Origin of the sequence: Actinomadura chokoriensis (assembly GCF_041463665.1) — a bacterium.
Lineage (GTDB): Bacteria > Actinomycetota > Actinomycetes > Streptosporangiales > Streptosporangiaceae > Spirillospora > Spirillospora chokoriensis_A.
The window spans coordinates 1-15,841 of the sequence record NZ_JAXCEJ010000005.1; the positions used below are offsets into that span (position 1 = coordinate 1).

Genomic DNA, 15,841 nt, shown 5'->3' on the forward strand with positions numbered 1-15,841 from the left:
CCGCGACCTGATCGCCCGGCGATGGCGGCGGACGATCCCCGCCACGTAGTTCAGCGTCGGACGCGACAAATCCACGGCGGCACGGTAGAACAGCATGCAGAAGCTCCTGGTGAGACGGTGTGGTTGTGGTGATCAACCCGTCTACCAGGGGCTTCTCTACGTCCGAAGGAACTCCATCAACTCGCGATCATGCTGTGATCAACCGACCCGCCCGAGGATGAAAAAGGGTCACTGGCGCTGCGCGTGCGGCGCTCACTCTCGCGGCCCCGGCGGCTGGCTCATCACGTACGACGCCGAGCACAACGCCCAGCGGCACATGTGGCGCGAGGGCGTGGGACATCCGATGCTGGAGGTCTACTCCACCGAAGAGAAACTTGCGTAGATCGAAGTTGATCCGGCTTGCTGAGGACTCCGTCAGCAGCACCGGCTCTCCGGGCTATGTCGGATCGCCATGTTGCTTGCTCGCGCCCGCCGCCCTGAAGCAGGATCCAAGGACGCTCACCGACTGGCGTCCTTTAGAGGTCGCTCAATACCCGTGTCGGATTGAGGGCGTGGGCTGGTCACCGGTCGAGGTAGTTGCGCACGGCAGCGATACACGCGGTTCGGCGGGTGGCGTCGTGGGGGAAGCGTCGGGTGCATTCGGCGCGGACCCAGGTTGGTGCCTGGTGGGGGCGTTGCGAGCTTTGTGGTCGTGAGCGGGGGCGGCGCGGGGCGGGGCGCTCTTGTCTGTTCATGCTCGGTGGGCGCAGCGAGGGGGAGCGGTGCTCGCCGGAGGCCGCACTGGCCTGTGCGGGTGCGGATGCCGATGATTCAGCATGCTGCCGATGCGGATGGTGATGAGGGTCGGCATGCTCCGGCGGCTTGGTGATGAGGGTCGGCGCCGCCGGGGACGGGCTTGGTTGGTGGACCTGGTTTCCGGTGCCTGCCGTGTGGGCGGGGCGTGGTGACCGCGGGGCTGACACGTCGCCGGGTTGGAGGATGGCGGCGGTGCTGAGGGAAGCCAGGACGGCAGTGATCAGAAGTGCCGTCCAACGGCGGCGAGGGGACCGCTGGCGATGCCTGCGTTGGCGGTGGACTCGCCATGGCTCATCAGGCTCCGGTGGTACACGCGTAAGGGCATCCGCGTCCGGACCATGGATCATTCCACTTGACTACCAGGAGTGATGGTGGGTGCCAATCAGGCTCGCTGTGCACGATGCTGATGCTTGTCGGTTTCCGAACTGTCAGGTGGCTCTTGAACAGATCGTGACTTGGGTCGGGGGTGAAATCGGGCCGGGTGGGTGGTGCTTCATGGTGCACGGGGATCGGGTGGCTGTCTCGGGTCACCCAGTAGATGAATCACACGTCGTCCAACTCGCCTGTCGGCCGAAATAACGGCCCGGACGCCCGGTGCCGGATGGTGCCGCTGACCGTCTGGCTGTGCTCTGACACCACCGAAACCACCACCGACACCGCCACCAGCAAGGGTGCGCGGGCAGCCGGTCCGGCGGTGGGCCTTTGCGTCCGGCACCGGCAGGCGGTCGGCCGGGAACTGGCCCGGCACCTGATTGGCGCCTGCACCTCCGATGGTGACCTGGTGGCTGAGGGCTTCACCAGTAGCGAGGCCACCCTGGTTGGCGCTGCCGACCTGGACCGGCGCGGCATCGCGCTGGTCCCGCACTTCCCGCTTGCCCAGCACATCGGCTCCCGCCTGCGCGCCACCCTGCCTGTGGAGCGGTCGGCGCGGGTGGAGATGCGGCCGGTGCGGCCCGATCAGATGGCACGCGGTCTGGCCGACCACCTCGGCGAGGTCGGCCTGGTCATCGCCGCCCCGCCACCGCACGAGACCGGCGGCAGCCCGCCGCCCAGGAGCGGGGAACGGGGATGCCCGGCCTGCCGGGCGGACCTGTGGATGCGCAGCAGCGAACAACTCGGCCTGTTCCTGGCGTCGGCGTGGAAGGTACTGCGGCCGGGCGGTGTCCTGGCCATCATCACCACGGCCCGCCACCAGGCCGGACGCCTCATCGATCCCGCCCCGCGCATAATCCGCCAGGCCCAGGGGCTGGGGTTCAGTTACGTCCAGCACGTCATCGCACTGCGCGTCCCCATCGACGGTGATGCCCTGGTCGTTCAGGCCGGACCAGCCGACCTGGCCCAGTTGCGTGGCACCGGCTGCCACGCGCTGCCGCCGCCGGTCAGTGTCCACGCCGACGTCTGCCTATTCACCAAACCCCGTTCCCGGCAGGAGAACGGGGACGCCCGATGAACCACAACGCTCCCTCCTCCGCGACGGGGTTGGTGTCGGTGCTGGCTACGGGGCAGCGACCGTCCCGGTTGCAGCGCCGGGGACGCTACACGCCCGAGTCGATGCGCCACCCCGGCAAGATGCTGCCGGCCATCGCCGCCACCGTCATTGAGGCGTTCACCCGCCCCGGTGACTTGGTGGTCGATCCGATGTGCGGGATCGGCACCACCCTGGTCGAGGCCATCCACCAGGGCCGCAATGCCGCCGGCGTGGAGTACGAGCCCGACTTCGTCCATCTTGCCCTGGGCAACCTGAGGCACGCGCGCTCCCAAGGAGCCACGGGAACGGCGCAACTCGCCTGCGGGGACGCCCGCAACATCGCCACGATCTACCGGGCACTGCAGGAGAAAGCGGCGCTGGTGCTCACCTCTCCGCCGTACGGGGCGCACACGCACGGGCACATCCGCTCCGGACGCGACAACGGCGGCGGAAAGATCCTCAAACGCCACCACCGCTACTCCACCGACCGCGGCAACCTCGCCCACCAACCGCTCCCGGCGCTGCTCGATGGGTTCGGCCAGATCCTGGACGGCAGTGCCGCTCTGCTGCGACCGGGTGGGCTGATCGCTGTCACCGTCCGCCCGATTCGAGCCAGAGGTGAGCTGATTGACCTGCCCGGTCAGGTCGTCGAGACCGCTCGCAAGCATGGCCTCGTTCTTACTGGTCGCCATGCGGCCCTCCTGGCCGGCCTGCGCGAGGGCCGGTTGGTGAATCGCACCTCGTTCTTCCAAATGCTCGAAACCCGCCGTGCCCGCGAGCGCGGCATCCCGGCCTGCGCCACCGCTCACGAGGACCTCCTGCTCCTCCAACGCTCCACCGACCTGCCGGAGGCAAGCCGATGAGGGAACTCCGCTCCGGCCACCGGTCACGGCGCGATCGGGTCCAGGAGATGCTGGCCATCCTCCAGCTCGGTCTGTGCGGGCGCTGCGGACGGGCTCGCTACGCCACCCGACGCACGGCCAGGCACGCCGCTCGTGTCGCTGCACCCGGTACACGGTTGCGGGCTTACCGGTGCGGCGGCGCCTGGCACCTGACCACTCCGCCGGGCCGACCACAGTTCATCGCCCCGCCCGTCACCGTCCCGGACATCAGCCTTGACCTCCAGACCAGAGGCAAGCGTCGATACCGGCACCGCAACCGGCGTGACGAGAACCGCGGGCCCAGCACGGCGCAGGGCAGAACGGTCACCGATACGCCTGCGGGACGACGGTGACCAAAGACAGCAGGAAGCTGTGCCTGGTCGCGCCGGACGAGCCGCCACGGCTCACACCTGGCGCGGCCAGGGCGCTGCTGGATCTCCTGCGTAAGGCAGCCGAGAAGACCCAGGAACCAAGAGAAGAGGAGGGACGAACCCAATGATCCGGTTCGCGTTCTACGGGCGGGTGTCGACCGAGGACAAGCAAGACCCGGCGGCATCGAAAGCCTGGCAGCTACGGCGCGCGCAGGGACTGGTCGAGGGCCACGGCGGACAGATAGTGACCGAGTTCTTCGACGTCGACCGGTCCCGGTCCATCCCGTGGGTGCGGCGGCCCCAGGCCAGCGCACTGCTGAAAGCACTGAAAGACCCGCGCCGGGACTTCACCGCGGTGGTGGTCGGGGAACCGCACCGCGCCTTCTACGGAGGACAGTACGGTCTGACCTTCCCCGTGTTCGACCATTACGGCGTTCCGCTGTGGGTGCCCGAGGTCGGCGGGCCCATCGATCCGGAGAACGAAGCCCACGACATGATCATGTCGGTGTTCGGCGGGCTGTCCAAGGGCGAACGCAACCGGATCAGAACCCGCGTTCGTAGCAGCATGGCCGCCATTGCCGCGACCGAAGGCCGCTACCTCGGCGGCCGACCGCCCTACGGCTACGAACTCGTCGACGGCGGCCCTCACCCGCACCCCGGCAAGGCCGCCGACGGCAAACGCCTGTACAAGCTCGCGATCGACCCGGAGGCGGCCCCCATCGTCCAAAGGATCTTCCACGAGTTCCTCGGCCGCAACGGAACGATAGAGAAAGGCGTCTTCGCCATCGCCGAAGGGCTCACCCGGGACGATATTCCCTGCCCGTCTGCGCATGACCGGGCACGTAACCCGCACCGAGATGGACTGGCCTGGTCCAAGGCGTCTGTGAGGTCGATCCTGACCAACCCCAGATACACCGGCTATCAAGTCTGGAACCGGCAGCGCAAGGACGAGGTGCTCCTCGACGTCAACGACGTCTCCCTCGGCCACATCACCAAGCTCCGCTGGAACGACCGGGACAAGTGGGTGTTCTCCATGGAGCCCGTCCATCCCGCCATCATCGCCAAGGAGATCTTCGACCAGATCGAAGGCAAGCTCGTCGGACGCCGATGCCAGCGTGGAGGTACCAAGGCACGCGAGAAGACCAAGCACTCCTACGCACTGCGGGGAGTCATCTACTGCGGGCTGTGCGACCGCAAAATGCAAGCCCACACCTACAAGGATTACATCTACTTCCGGTGCCGGTACCCGCAGGAATACGCGCTGGCCAACAAAGTCAGCCACCCCCGCAACATCTTCGTCCGCGAACACCTGGTCACCAAGCTTGTGGACGGCTGGCTCGCCAAAGTGCTGGCCCCGCACCGCATCAAACAGACCATCGCCGACCTCCATGAAGCCCAAGCACACCCGGCCACCTCCGGTGTCACACGTGCCCGTGCGAAGATCGCGGCCTGCGACGCCAAGCTCAGCCGCCACCGTGCCGCGCTGGAAGCCGGAGCCGACCCGGCGACCATCACCAAGTGGATCGCCGAGACCAACGCCGAACGGACCGCTGCCGAAGCGCAACTCCAGACAGCCGAAGACGAGCAGCCCCACACCATGACGCCCGACGACATCGAGGAGCTGATTACGGCTCTCGGCGGTCTGGTGAACATCCTGGCCGACGCCAAACCGGAAGATCGGCAGAACGTCTACAGGGGGCTCGGGATGCGGCTCACCTACCACCCGGACAAACAAGAAATCCGGGTCGAGGTGAACCTCGACCCGGATCGGATCGTTACTCCCGAACGTTACTTGGGGGTAACTTCTGGTGTCCGAGGGGGGACTTGAACCCCCATGCCCCGTGAAGGGCACTAGCACCTCAAGCTAGCGCGTCTGCCTATTCCGCCACCCGGACCTGGTGCAGGCCGCAGCGGGGCTGCGGCGGGCTTCACTGTACCAAAGGAGACGAGTCGCGGCGAAGTCGATCGCCGGGGCACCATGGACGGTACGCGAGGACACGAGGTGATCACTGTGGTTCGGCAGCCGACCGCTGAGGACGAGGTCGTCCGACTCTGCCAGGAGCTCATCCGGATCGACACCAGCAACCCCGGCGATCATTCGGGGCCGGGGGAGCGGGCGGCGGCGGAGTACGTCGCGGAGAAGCTCGAAGAGGTCGGGCTGGAGACGCGGATCTTCGAGTCGCATCCGGGGCGGGCCAGTCTCGTGGCGCGGATCGAGGGGGAGGACCCGGGGCGGGACGCGCTGCTGCTGCACGGGCACCTCGACGTCGTGCCGGCGCGCAAGGAGGACTGGACGCGGGACCCGTTCGGGGGAGAGATCGCGGACGGGTGCGTCTGGGGTCGCGGCGCCGTGGACATGAAGGACATGGACGCGATGATCCTCGCGGTGGTGCGGCAGCGGCTCAGGGAGGGGCGCAAGCCTCCGCGGGACGTCGTGCTCGCGTTCCTGGCCGATGAGGAGGCCGGGGGCAAGTGGGGTGCGCAGTGGCTCGTCCAGGAGCATCCGGAGTTGTTCGAGGGGTGCACCGAGGCCGTGGGGGAGGTCGGCGGGTTCAGCCTGACCGTGCCCGGGGACCGGCGGATGTACCTCATCGAGACGGCGGAGAAGGGCATCGCGTGGATGAACCTGACCGCCGGGGGGACGGCGGGGCACGGGTCGATGGTGCATCCGGACAATGCGGTGACGGCTCTGGCGGGGGCGGTCGCGCGGCTCGGGTCGCACGAGTTCCCGGTGCGGCTGACGAAGTCGGTGCGGGCGTTCCTGGAGCGGGCGTGCCTGGCGTACGGGGTGGAATTCGATCCGGAACGTCCGGAAAAGTGCCTTGACGAGATCGGGCCGCTGGCGCGGATGATCGGGGCGACGCTCCGGAACACGCTCAATCCGACGCGGTTGGACGCCGGATACAAGACGAACGTGATTCCGCAGAGTGCGACGGCTCAGGTCGATGGGCGGTTCTTGCCCGGGTATGAGGAGGAGTTCTTCGCTGTCGTGGACGAACTTCTCGGTCCGGACGTCCAGCGCGATTTCGTCCACCATGACCAGGCGCTCGAGACCGACTACGAGGGGGCGCTCGTCGCGGCGATGGAGGCGGCGCTGATCTCGGAGGATCCGGGTGCGCTGCCGGTGCCGTACTGCCTGAGCGGCGGGACGGACGCCAAGTCGTTCGCGCGGCTGGGAATGCGCTGCTTCGGTTTCGCGCCCCTCAAATTGCCCCCAGAGTTGGACTTTTCCGGAATGTTCCATGGGATCGACGAGCGCGTTCCGGTGGACGGGCTGCGTTTCGGTGCCAGGGTCCTCGACAAATTCCTTGATCGCTCCTGAATTTGCCGTCACCAATGCGCTCCGTGGTGCTAGCGTTACCTTTCGTTGAGGGTGTGTGGTCCTGATGGAGGGTGTGCGGTGGCAGGTGACGCGGCGCGGGTGTGGACGGTCTCCGTCCTCCTGCGTCGCGTCGCCGCCAACCGGGCCGTGCAGCGGCTGCTCTTCCTCGGCGGGCTGCTGATCGCGGGGTGGCTCCTCGCCTGCGCGGCGCAGTCCGCGCACGCCGACGAGTTCCCGGCACCCGCGGAGGTCGTCACTGACACGCCCGTGCTCGGGCAGACGGTCGAGACCGTCCATGAGCGTGAGCCCGTGCGCCTGGTCGTGCGGGCGGTGGCGCAGAAGGCGCCGCGAACGATGGCGCAGAAGGCATCGACGCCGGTTCGGGACGTATCCGACATATCTGACGTTCGTGTGATCCGGCGTCCGTACGCGGCTCCCAGGGCTGTGCCGCATCCGGCGCCGCAGGCGCGCAAGCGGCTCCAGACCGGCGCTGTGCCCAGTGTTTCCAAGTCTGCCCGGACGCGCTCATCCGTCGGGCATGGGACGCGCCACGCCGTCCAGCACCCGCCGATGCCCGCACCTGAGCGGCACGGCGATCACTCGGCCGCCGGCGGTCTCGTCGCCGGCGGTGCGGCAGCGGGGTTCTCGAACTCCGTCGCCCGGGCTCCGGCCCCGCCGCGCGCGCCGGTCGCGCGCGTTTCCGGCGCGCTTCCCCCGGCCGTCCGCACCGCCGCGGACGAGCCGTCCTTCGCGCCCGACTAATCCCTGATCACAGGCTCCGGACGCGTGCCCGTGCGGCTCGGGCGCGCCGGTCCGGTCACCCGCCGTGCCTCCGGCGCGGCACGTCATCCCCCATGAGACCCACGGGACACGTGCGTCTCCACCATCTCTCCGAAACGGAGCATCATGCGAACGCGGGCAAAAGGCATATCTCGTACCGCGGTGCTGGCCGCGGGCTTTGCGGCCCTCGGTGTCACCGTCCTTCCGTCCACCGCCTTCGCCGACGTCACGAACGGCGACGGCGGCGTCCTGAGCGGCAACCAGGTCGACGCGCCCATCTCGGTGCCGGTCGACGTGAGCGGGAACGGCGCCGCCCTGCTCGGCACCGGCCACGCCACGTCCCGCGGTGGAGCCAAGGTCCACAAGCGCGGCACGGACGGGCAGCGGACGTCCGGGCGGCACGGCGTCGCGTCCGGAAACCAGGTCAACGCCCCCGTCTCCCTGCCGGTGAACGTCTGCGGCAACGCGGTCGGCATCCTCGGACGGGCCGACGCCGGCTGCGTCGGCGGCGCCAAGGTCAACGACGGCGGCGCGGACGGCCAGGTCACGGACGGGACGGGCGGCGTCATCGCGGGCAACCAGGTGAACGCGCCGATCTCCATCCCGGTCAACGTGTGCGGCAACGCCGTGGCGATCGCCGGGAACGCGGTGGCGGGCTGCGAGGGCGGCTCTCTCGTCAAGTCGGGCGGAAAGACCGGGTCCGGGCAGGAAACGTCCGGCATCTTCGGGGTCGGTGCGGGCAACCAGGGGAACATCCCGATCAGCGTGCCCGTGGACGTCTGCGGCAACGCGGGCGGCAGCGGGGCGGCGTCCTGCGCGGGCGGCGCATCCGTCCGCAACGGCGGCCACCGGACGGGACGGCAGATCACCGACGGCGCCTTCGGGATCCTCGCCGGTAATCAGGCGAACGCTCCGATCAGCATCCCGGTGACCGCCTGCGGCGACGCGGCGCCCCTGGCCGGCCGGGCGTGGGCGTTCTGCGAGGGCGGCGCCCACGTGCGCAGCAGCTCCGGCGGCGACCAGCACACGTCCGGGACGGGCGGGATCCTCGCCGGTGATCAGGGGAACACGCCGATCTCCATCCCGGTCGACGTCTGCGGCGACGCCGCGGCCGTCGCGGGCGAGTCGGCGGCGAGCTGCAAGGGGCAGACGCTCGTCGGGGCCCCGCACGGCTCCGGCGGGCAGTCGTCCGGTGGCCACGGCTCCGGCGGCTACCACTCGTACTCGCGGACGACCGGCACGTCCTTCCCCGCCCTTTCCAAGGTCGCGACCGACCTTCCGGCCACCGACGCGTCCACGCTGCGGAAGCCGACCGCCACGCACCCCAACCTGCCGCCCCTCCCGCGCCCGGGCAGGGGCCTGCCCGCCACGGACGGCGTCCTCGCGAAAGGCACGCTGCCCAAGGTGGACGCCGTGACGAAGGGTCCTCTACGGCAGGTCGTGGCGGCGCCGGGTTCCGCGGTCGGCACGCAGGTGCTGCCGGGCGTGTCCGGTGCGGCGGGGCGCGGAGATGTTCCGGTGGTCGGGGAGATCGGGCCGGTGCGGAAGGTCGCGGCGCAGGAAACGGCCGCGGGCCAGGACCGGGACCGGGCCGGGTCCCTGTGGGCGCCGGCCGCCGCCGGGGTGCTGGGCGTCGTGGCCGGGGCGCTGGCGCTGGCGCGGCGTGTCCGGTTGGGCGGGCGCCGCTGACGGCCGCCCCTTAGATCTTCGCCCGTCCCGGAGGCGCGGTCCGGGGCGGGCGAAGCCATGTTTTCGGGCAACAGTGCGTCAACGTAGTGCTACGCTCCGCCGGGTACGGTCAGAACGTGCGGGGTACGGTCAGAACGTGCGGACGGCGCGGATGACCTTGCGGCGAAGCTGAATACGGCGGCGGCCGTCCGGGTAGAGGCGCAACCGGTCGATTTCCCAGCCGCCGCGCTCCGCGTGCTCGGTCATGATCTGCCGGGCGGTATCACGCGTCGTGCCGCGCGGCAGTGACAGGACGAGGTAGGTGTACTCCGCCATTACGACCATTATTACTGGTCTGCCGCGCATCCGGCACCGTACGGTGGCGACCCGGTCCGCGCGGCGTCCGGTGGCATGTCATCCTGTCGGGGGCGCGGACGGTGAGAATCCCCGTCCGCGAAGGGGCGGGACGATGGTCGAGGAGCGCGCGGGCATGAACGCGCCGTCCTGCGACGTTGTACGAAGCCGGTAAGAAAGAGCCTGTGTAAGAGGACCGAGACAGCGAGGTTGGAGCGACTGTGCCAGCCAAGAACGGCACCGCGAACAGTGGCCGGGGCAACGGCGCCGGGACGCGCCTGGTGATCGTCGAGTCGCCCGCGAAGGCGAAGACGATCGCGGGGTACCTGGGCCGTGGCTACATCGTGGAGTCCAGTATCGGCCATATCCGGGATCTCCCGGGGAGCGCCTCGGAGGTGCCGGCCAAGTACAAGGGCGAGCCGTGGGCGAAGCTCGGCGTGAACGTGGAGCGCGAGTTCGAGCCGCTCTACGTGGTCAACACCGACAAGCGGCAGCAGGTCCAGAAGCTGAAGAAGCTGCTCGCCGAGGCCGACGAGCTGTACCTCGCGACGGACGAGGACCGGGAGGGCGAGGCGATCGCCTGGCACCTCCAGGAGGTCCTGAAGCCGAAGGTCCCCGTGCACCGGATGGTCTTCAACGAGATCACCAAGGACGCGATCCAGCGCGCCGCCGCGAATCCGCGCGAGCTGAACATGCCGCTGGTGGACGCGCAGGAGACGCGTCGCGTCCTGGACCGCCTCTACGGGTACGAGGTCAGCCCCGTCCTGTGGAAGAAGGTCATGCCGAAGCTGTCGGCGGGCCGCGTGCAGTCGGTGGCGACCCGGCTGGTCGTCGAGCGGGAGCGGGAGCGGATCGCGTTCGTCCCCGCCCACTACTGGGACATCGCGGCGCAGTTCGACACGGGCCTGGACGAGGAGCCGAAGGTCTTCAAGGCCGGGCTCGTCAGCGTGGACGACAGGCGCGTCGCGCAGGGCCGTGACTTCGCGTCCGACGGCACCCTGAAGACCCGGGACGTGCTCCACCTGGACGAGGAGGCCGCGAGGGGCCTCGCCGAGCGCCTCCGCGACCGGCCGTACGAGGTCAAGTCCGTCGAGCGCAAGCCCTACACGCGCAAGCCCTACCCCCCGTTCCGGACGACGACGCTCCAGCAGGAGGCCAGCCGCAAGCTGAGCTTCTCCGCGAAGTACACGATGTCGGTGGCGCAGAAGCTGTACGAGAACGGCTTCATCACCTACATGCGAACCGACTCGATCACGCTGTCGGAGACCGCGATCACGGCGGCGCGCAGGCAGGCGGCGTCGCTGTTCGGCGGCGAGTACGTCCCGGACAAGCCGCGCGTCTACGCGTCCAAGGTCAAGAACGCGCAGGAGGCGCACGAGGCGATCCGCCCGGCGGGCGACACGTTCCGCACCCCCGCCGAGACCGGGCTGACGGGCGACCAGTTCCGGCTCTACGAGCTGATCTGGAAGCGGACGATCGCGTCCCAGATGAAGGACGCGGCCGGCCAGTCGGTGTCGATCCGGGTGACCGGGCTGTCGACGCGGGACGAGCGGGCCGAGTTCGGCGCGACCGGTAAGACGATCACGTTCTACGGGTTCCTGAAGGCGTACGTGGAGAGCGCCGACGACCCGTCCACCGACCGGGACGACCAGGAGCGGCGGCTGCCGAACCTGGCGGAGGGCGACGCGCTGACCGCGAACGCGGTGGACGCCGAGGGGCACTCGACCCGGCCGCCGGCCCGCTACACCGAGGCCAGCCTGGTCAAGGAGCTGGAGGAGCGGGAGATCGGGCGCCCGTCGACGTACGCCTCGATCATCGGAACGATCCTGGCGCGCGAGTACGTGTTCAAGAAGGGCACGGCGCTCGTCCCCTCGTTCCTGGCGTTCGCCGTGACCAACCTGCTGGAGCAGCACTTCGGCAACCTGGTCGACTACGACTTCACCGCGCACATGGAGGACGGTCTCGACGAGATCGCGCGCGGCGACGCCGAGCGCGTCCCGTGGCTGAACAGGTTCTACTTCGGCGACAACGGCGACGAGGGCCTGAAGGAGCTGGTCGGCGACATCGGCGACATCGACGCCAAGGGCATCAGCTCGTTCCCGATCAGGGGCACCGACATCATGGTCCGGGTCGGCCGGTACGGCTCGTACCTCGACCGGGACGGCGAGCGGGTCAACATCCCCGACGACATCGCGCCGGACGAGCTGACCGCCGAGAAGGCGGAGGAGCTGTTCGCGCAGCCGTCGGGCGACCGGGAGCTCGGCGCCGACCCGGCGACCGGCCACATGATCGTCGCGAAGTCGGGGCGGTTCGGCCCGTACGTCACCGAGATCCTGCCCGAGGCGGCGCCGCCGCCCGAGGGGAAGAAGCGGACGAAGAAGGCGGACGCCGCCAAGCCGCGCACCGGCTCGCTCTTCAAGTCGATGTCGCTCGACACGATCACGCTCGACGACGCGCTGAAGCTGCTGTCGCTTCCGCGCACGCTGGGCGAGCTGGACGGCGAGCCGGTGACCGCGCAGAACGGCCGCTTCGGTCCCTATATCAAGAGGGGCACCGACAGCCGCTCGCTCGGCTCGGAGGAGGAGCTGTTCACGGTCACGCTGGAGCAGGCGAAGGAGCTGTTCGCCCAGCCCAAGCAGCGTGGCCGCCGGGCCGCGGCGGCCGCGCCGCTGCGCGAGCTCGGCAAGGACCCCGCGAGCGAGAAGCCGGTGGTGGTGAAGGAGGGGCGGTTCGGCCCGTACGTCACCGACGGCGAGACGAACGCGAGCCTGCGCAAGGGCGACGAGGTCGAGTCGATCACGATCCAGCGGGCGGCGGAACTGCTCGCGGAGCGCAGGGAGAAGGTGGCAGCGGGCGGTGGGAAGAAGAAGACGACGACCCGGCGCCGAACCTCCGCGAAGTCCGGCTCATAGGGACATCCACGCCGATACCCTGACCGACATGACCAGAACGGGCGCACCCCGGCCGCACCCCGCCGCAGCACAGCCGCCGGGTGTTTCGTCGCTTTCGCCGAGCAGGTCGTTCCGGCGGCTGCGGACCGCGCTGTCGCTCGCCGGCCTCGCGCAGTGGCTGGCCGTCCCGGCGCTGACCGCGATGGCGGCACTGCTGACCCGCGACGACGACGTGGCGGTGCGGGCGCAGGCGGTCGGCGGCACGCTGGTGCTGATGCTGCTGCCGGCGCTGCTGCTCGCACCGCTCGCCGGCATGATCGCGGCACGCGCCGACCGCCGCCTCATGCTGATGATCGCGGACGTCCTGCGCCTGGTGATCGTCGTGACGGTGCCGCTCGTGGGCCTGCTCGCGTGGACGCTCGCCGCCGCGTTCCTCGTCTCCTGCCTCGGCCTGCTGTGGGTGGCGGCGGCGCGCGCGTCGCTGTCCGCCCTGTTCCCGGACGGGGAGCCGGGCGCCGCCGCCCGCTCGGCGACCCGTGCGGTCTACGGCCCGGCCCCGGTCGCGGCCGTGCTGTTCGCCGTCCTCGCCCTCGTCGCGGACGGGACGCTCGGCCGCGGCTCCCGCGCCGACCTCGCCCTGTACGTGACGGCCGGGATCTTCCTCGTCTCGACCGCCGCCGTCGCCATGATCCGGGAGATTCCCGCGACCGGGGCGGTCGCGGTCCCGGCCCCGCTGAAGCTGCTCTTCCAGGGGCCGGGGACGGGCGGCGCGCGCGGTCTCGCCCTCGCGATCGCCGGGGCGTCGCTGACGGCGGGCGCGGTCGTCGCCGTCGCACGCATCCACACCGCCGCGCTGGGCGGGGGAGACGCGGGCTACGGCACCGTCCTCGCCGGGCTGGCGTTCGGGCTCGGCTTCGGAGTGTTCCTCGGGCCCCGGGCCCTCGTGCCGTTCAGCCGCCGCCGGCTCCTCGGCCTCGCCGTGCTCGCCGCCGCGATCGCGCTGGTCGTGCTCGCCCTCGTCCAGAACCTCGTCGTCGTCGTGTTCGTGTCGGCGTTCCTCGGGGTGTTCGCCGGGGCCTCCTGGTCGACGGCCACGGCCTCGTTGGCCGACCCCGAGGCGCCGGAGGACGCCCGTCCGGCCGCGTACCTGCGCTCGGTCGCGCTCCTCACCGCGGTGATCGCGTTCGTCGCCGTCCCGCTGATCGCGGGGGCGCTCGGCTCGCACCGGATCGAGCTCGGCGACGGCGTCTACGACTTCGCGGGCTCCAGCGCGGCGCTGCTGATCGCGGCGGCGGTCGCGCTGCTGTCCGGGCTGCTGGCCTACCGGCGGCTGGACGACCGGCGCGGCATCCCGCTCGTCCCCGACCTGCGCGCCGCCCTGCGCGGCGAGGTCTACGCGTTGCCCGCGGCCCCCGCCGCGCACCAGCCCGTCCACCGGGAACGCGGCGTGTTCATCGCGTTCGAGGGCGGCGAGGGCGCGGGCAAGACCACGCAGGCGCGGCTCGCGGCGATCTGGCTCCGCGACCACGGCTACGACGTGGTCACCACGCACGAGCCCGGCGCCACCAAGATCGGGATGCGGCTGCGCGCGATGCTGCTCGACCGCGACACGACCGGCCTGTCCGACCGGGCCGAGACGCTCCTGTACGCGGCCGACCGCGCCGACCACGTCGCCAACGTGATCAGGCCGGCGATGGAGCGCGGCGCGATCGTCGTCAGCGACCGGTACGTCGACTCGTCCCTCGCCTACCAGGGGTTCGGACGGCAGCAGCGGGTCGAGGACATCGCCCGCGTCAACGCCTGGGCGACCGGCGGCCTCGTCCCGGACCTGACCGTCCTGCTGGAGATCCCGCCGCAGGCGGGCCTGCGGCGGCTGCCCGCCCCGGCCGACCGCATCGAGTCCGAGCCGCAGGAGTTCCACGAGCGCGTCCGCGCCGGGTTCCACGCTCTCGCCGAGGCCGACCCTGACCGCTACCTCATCCTGGACGCCGGACGCCCGCAGGGGGAGCTGAGCCGGGAGATCCAGTACCGCATCCGCGAGATCCTCCCCGACCCCGTCCCGGCGGGCACCGAGGACGCGACGAGCACCTTCCCGGCCATCCGCGACTACTGATCCGGCTAGCCTCTATCCCATGAGCGTGTGGGACGACCTGGTGGGGCAGGAGCCCGTTGTCGCGCAGCTGTCGCCTGCCGCCGAGGGGGCGGGCGGGCTGGCGCACGCGTGGCTGTTCACCGGGCCTCCCGGTTCCGGGCGGGTCACCGCCGCGCGGGCGTTCGCGGCGGCGCTGCAGTGCGAGGAGGTCCCGCGCGGGTGCGGGCACTGCGCGTCCTGCCACCAGGTCCTCCAGGGGACGCACGCGGACGTCGAGGTCGTCCGCCCGGAGGGCCTGTCGTATTCGGTGAAGGAGGCCCGCTCGCTGGTGCTGCGCGCGTCGTCGTCCCCGACCGGGGGGCGCTGGCAGATCGTGCTGTTCGAGGACGCGGACCGGGCCACGGAGGCGGCGGCGAACGCGCTGCTGAAGGCGATCGAGGAGCCGCCGTCGCGGACGGTGTGGCTGCTGTGCACGCCGTCCCCGGACGATCTCCTGGTGACGATCAGGTCGCGGTGCCGCCTCGTCACGCTGCGGACGCCGCCGATCGACGCGGTCGCGGACGTCCTGGCCCTGCGCGACGGTGTCGACCGCGAGACGGCGGACGTCGTGGCGCGCGCCGCGCAGGGGCACATCAGCCGGGCGCGGCGGCTGGCGACCGACCCGCAGGCGCGGCGGAGGCGGGCCGAGGTGCTGGCGGTGCCGCGCAGGCTGACGTCGGTGAGCCCGGCGGTGGCGGCGGCGGAGTCGCTGGTCGCGGCGGCGAAGGCGGAGGCGAAGGCGCAGACGGAGGAGCTGAACGAGGCGGAGACGGCCGCGCTGCGGCAGGCCCTCGGCGAGAGCGCCAAGGGCCGGATGCCGAGGGGGACGGCCGGCCCGCTCAAGGAGCTGGAGGCCCGGCAGAAGTCCCGCGCGACCCGGATCGAACGCGACGCCCTCGACCGGACGCTGCTCGACCTCGCGTCCTATTACCGGGACGTGCTGACCCTGCAGCTCGGGGCGGGCTCCGATCTCGTCAACACCGAGCTGGGGCCGGAGCTGCGGACGGCGGCGCGGAACGGGCGTCCGGAGGACACCCTCAGGCGGCTGGACGCGATCATGGCGTGCCGGGAGCGGCTGGAGGCGAACGTCAACCCGCTGCTGGCGGTGGAGGCGCTCACGCTCGCGCTCCGCACCGGCTGACGCGCCCTTACCAGAGATCTACCTTTTCGTTACATAATC

At 70.6% G+C, this 15,841-nt stretch carries 11 protein-coding genes and 1 tRNA gene; 10 read left to right on the forward strand and 2 right to left on the reverse strand.

The window, feature by feature from the left end:
- The first annotated feature begins 217 nt into the window (after window positions 1-217).
- From SM418_RS10465 to SM418_RS10480, 4 genes are all read left to right on the forward strand, one after another.
- Window positions 218-382, forward strand: a complete 165-nt coding sequence (locus SM418_RS10465) for a hypothetical protein (RefSeq protein WP_371940831.1) — start codon at window positions 218-220, stop codon at window positions 380-382.
- Window positions 383-1,396: 1,014 nt separating this feature from the next.
- Entirely contained in the window at window positions 1,397-2,245 is an 849-nt protein-coding gene (locus SM418_RS10470) for a hypothetical protein (RefSeq protein WP_371940829.1), read from the forward strand.
- Window positions 2,242-3,126 carry a TRM11 family SAM-dependent methyltransferase gene (locus SM418_RS10475; RefSeq protein WP_371940828.1) on the forward strand — a complete coding sequence of 295 codons (885 nt, stop codon included), beginning with the start codon at window positions 2,242-2,244 and terminating at the stop codon, window positions 3,124-3,126. Before SM418_RS10470 ends, SM418_RS10475 begins: the two co-directional genes overlap by 4 nt.
- Window positions 3,127-3,639: 513 nt before the next feature.
- Window positions 3,640-5,343 carry a recombinase family protein gene (locus tag SM418_RS10480; RefSeq protein ID WP_371940827.1) on the forward strand — a complete coding sequence of 568 codons (1,704 nt, stop codon included), beginning with the start codon at window positions 3,640-3,642 and terminating at the stop codon, window positions 5,341-5,343.
- Here SM418_RS10480 and SM418_RS10485 read toward each other — a convergent pair.
- Window positions 5,322-5,410, reverse strand: a tRNA-Leu gene (locus SM418_RS10485). The genes SM418_RS10480 and SM418_RS10485 overlap by 22 nt on opposite strands.
- 83 nt (window positions 5,411-5,493) lie before the next feature.
- On the opposite strand from SM418_RS10485, the gene SM418_RS10490 reads away from it, so the two are divergent.
- The 3 genes from SM418_RS10490 (at window position 5,494) to SM418_RS10500 (ending at window position 9,306) form a co-directional block, all read left to right on the forward strand.
- On the forward strand, window positions 5,494-6,837 hold the full coding sequence (locus SM418_RS10490) for a M20/M25/M40 family metallo-hydrolase (RefSeq protein ID WP_371940826.1): 1,344 nt from the start codon (window positions 5,494-5,496) through the stop codon (window positions 6,835-6,837).
- Between the two features lie 78 nt (window positions 6,838-6,915).
- A complete protein-coding gene (locus tag SM418_RS10495; protein WP_371940825.1) occupies window positions 6,916-7,599 on the forward strand; it encodes a hypothetical protein in 684 nt (227 codons plus the stop codon).
- A gap of 144 nt (window positions 7,600-7,743) precedes the next feature.
- On the forward strand, window positions 7,744-9,306 hold the full coding sequence (locus SM418_RS10500; protein ID WP_371940823.1) for a chaplin family protein: 1,563 nt from the start codon (window positions 7,744-7,746) through the stop codon (window positions 9,304-9,306).
- Window positions 9,307-9,435: 129 nt separating this feature from the next.
- Here the strand turns inward: SM418_RS10500 and SM418_RS10505 are convergent, their stop codons facing one another.
- Window positions 9,436-9,621 carry a DUF5703 family protein gene (locus SM418_RS10505; protein ID WP_176406678.1) on the reverse strand — a complete coding sequence of 62 codons (186 nt, stop codon included), beginning with the start codon at window positions 9,619-9,621 and terminating at the stop codon, window positions 9,436-9,438.
- A 239-nt stretch (window positions 9,622-9,860) separates the two neighbouring features.
- On the opposite strand from SM418_RS10505, the gene topA reads away from it, so the two are divergent.
- From topA to SM418_RS10520, 3 genes are read left to right on the forward strand one after another with little or no spacing between them, the layout of a single operon-like run.
- Window positions 9,861-12,551, forward strand: a complete 2,691-nt coding sequence (gene topA / locus SM418_RS10510) for a type I DNA topoisomerase (RefSeq protein WP_371940821.1) — start codon at window positions 9,861-9,863, stop codon at window positions 12,549-12,551.
- Window positions 12,552-12,579: 28 nt separating this feature from the next.
- A complete protein-coding gene (tmk, locus tag SM418_RS10515; protein ID WP_371940819.1) occupies window positions 12,580-14,643 on the forward strand; it encodes a dTMP kinase in 2,064 nt (687 codons plus the stop codon).
- A gap of 19 nt (window positions 14,644-14,662) precedes the next feature.
- Entirely contained in the window at window positions 14,663-15,802 is a 1,140-nt protein-coding gene (locus SM418_RS10520; protein WP_371940817.1) for a DNA polymerase III subunit delta', read from the forward strand.
- The last annotated feature ends 39 nt before the right edge of the window (window positions 15,803-15,841 follow it).